2 protein-coding genes are annotated in these 2,498 nt (G+C 58.4%); both read right to left on the bottom strand.

What is annotated here, in order from left to right; genetic code table 11:
• Window positions 1–57: 57 nt before the first annotated feature.
• The gene (gene istB / locus BS627_RS20335; protein ID WP_077984993.1) at window positions 58–870 is read right to left on the bottom strand and encodes an IS21-like element helper ATPase IstB; all 813 of its coding nucleotides are present in this window, start codon (window positions 868–870) and stop codon (window positions 58–60) included.
• Window positions 860–2,386 carry an IS21 family transposase gene (istA, locus tag BS627_RS20330; RefSeq protein ID WP_103036239.1) on the bottom strand — a complete coding sequence of 509 codons (1,527 nt, stop codon included), beginning with the start codon at window positions 2,384–2,386 and terminating at the stop codon, window positions 860–862. The genes istB and istA overlap by 11 nt, the downstream gene beginning before the upstream one ends.
• Window positions 2,387–2,498 lie beyond the last annotated feature (112 nt).

Raw genomic sequence — 2,498 nt, 5'->3', positions numbered from 1 at the left:
GGCTGTTGATTTCCACTGAGAGCTGACCCGGCGTTTCCACCGAGAAGTGACCCGCCTTTAGGTATCGTTTGTGTTGGCCGTGGTGGTCAAGTTCCTGCGTTTCTCCTTCGTTGTTTTCGGCTCATGCGCCGAGCTGTTCTTGAAGCGGAAGCTGTCGTTTCCGGTTTCGAGGATGTGGCAGTGATGCGTTAGGCGGTCGAGCAGCGCCGTGGTCATCTTGGCATCGCCGAAGACACTGGCCCATTCGCTGAAGCTGAGGTTGGTGGTGATGATGACGCTGGTGCGCTCGTACAGCCTGCTCAGCAGATGGAAGAGTAACGCTCCTCCTGAGGCACTGAATGGCAGGTATCCCAGCTCGTCGAGAATGACGAGATCGGAGTGAACGAGCCGATTGGCGATCTGTCCCGACTTGCCTTGCGCTTTCTCTTGCTCAAGCGCGTTGACCAGTTCGACCGTCGAGAAGAACCTTACCCGCTTGTGGTGATGTTCAATGGCCTGAACGCCCAGCGCGGTGGCAATGTGCGTCTTGCCCGTGCCAGGTCCGCCGACCAGGACGATGTTGTTGGCATCATCGAGGAAGTCGCAGCGATGGAGTTGCTGCACGAGCGCCTCGTTGATCTCGCTGCTGGTAAAGTCGAAGCCATTCAGGTCACGGTAGGCTGGAAAGCGTGCTGTCTTGAGCTGATAGGCCGTTGATCGAACCTCGCGCTCTGCCGTCTCTGCCTTGAGAAGCTGCGACAGGATCGGAAGGGCAGCCTCGAACGCGGGTGATCCCTGCTCGGTAAGCTCTCCGACTGCCTGAGCCATGCCATGCATCTTCAACTGCCGCAGCATGATGACGATCGCGCCGCTTGCTGGATTATGACGCATGGCGAGCCTCCGTCTTTCTCAAGGTGTCGTATCGCTCAACATTGGCCTTGGGTTCATTGGTGAGCGTCAGTGCCTGAGGGGCATCGAGGGTCGGCGGCGTGAAGGATTTGCCGTCAACGAGCCGATGCAGCAGGTTCAGCACATGCGTCTTGGTCGGAACGCCAGACTTCAGCGCCATGTCGACGGCAGACAGCACTGCCCGTTCGTCGTGCTGAAGCACGAGGGCCAGGATATCGACCATCTCTCGATCACCACCGGGCTTCTTGAGCAGGTATTGCTGTAAGGTCCGGAATGCATCGGGAAGCTCGATGAACGGTGCGCCGTTACGAAGAGCACCGGGCTTACGCTGCACCACCGCCAGATAGTGACGCCAGTCGTAGATGGTCTGACCCGGCCGATCATGGGAACGATCGATGACACGGCGGTGCTCACAGACGATCTGACCTTCTGCGGCGACGACGACACGCTCTGGATAGACCCGAAGGCTCACCGGACGATTGGCAAAGGATGCTGGAACGCTGTAGCGGTTGCGCTCCAGATGCACGAGGCAGGTCGGCGTGACCCGCTTTGTATACTCGACGAACCCGTCGAACGGTCTGGAAACCGGCATGAGAGCCGGGGCTTCCTCGGCCCAGATGTCGGCGATGGTGCCGCGCATCTGACCGTGTGGCGTCTTTGCCCAGAACTCTTTGCATCGAAGTTCAAGCCAGTCGTTCAGGGCATCCAGTGATGGAAAGCGTGGAACCGGTTGAAAGAACCGATGACGCGCATCCTGAACGTTCTTCTCGACCTGTCCCTTCTCCCAGCCAGATGCCGGATTGCAGAACTCGGGCTCGAACACATAATGGCTCGCCATCGCCATGAAGCGGACATTGACGTCGCGCTCCTTGCCACGGCCAACCTTGTCGATCGCCGTGCGCATGTTGTCGTAGATGCCGCGACCGGGAATGCCACCGAAGACGCGGAAGGCATGGTTATGGGCGTCAAACAGCATCTCGTGCGTCTGCAGGAGATAGGCCCGAACGATGAAGGCCCTGGAGTAGCTCAGCTTCGTGTGAGCAACCTGGAGCTTTGTGCGCTCATTGCCGATGATCGCCCAATCTTCCGACCAGTCGAACTGGAAGGCTTCTCCGGGTTCAAATGCCAGTGGAACGAAGGTGCCACGGCCGGTCGTCTGCAATTCCCGCTGTCGATCATCGCGCCATTCCCGAGCAAATGCCGCCACACGATTGTAGGACCCCTCGTAGCCGAGGCTCACAAGATCAGCATGCAACTGCTTCATTGTCCGCTTCTGCTTGCGGCCCTTCTTGGATTCCGTCTTCAGCCAGGCCGATAACCGATCCGCAAACGGGTCAAGCTTGCTCGGCCTCTCCGGCACGTTGAACTTCGGCTCAACGCCGCCGGCGCGTAGATATTTGCGGATCGTATTCCGGGATAAGCCAGTTCTGCGGCATATCTCCCGGATCGATAGATGCTCTCGAAAATGCCAGCGTCGGATCACGCTCAGTAATGCCATGTCGATCACTCCAGAGCCCCCGCTGAAAACATGCGAGGGACGGTTGAAACATGGGTCACTTCTCAATGGAAATATCGGGCTGCGCCGGGTCAGCTCTCAGTGGAAATCAACA

Source organism: Agrobacterium salinitolerans (assembly GCF_002008225.1).
Lineage (GTDB): Bacteria > Pseudomonadota > Alphaproteobacteria > Rhizobiales > Rhizobiaceae > Agrobacterium > Agrobacterium salinitolerans.
This window is presented reverse-complemented; position numbering and strand designations above follow the sequence as displayed.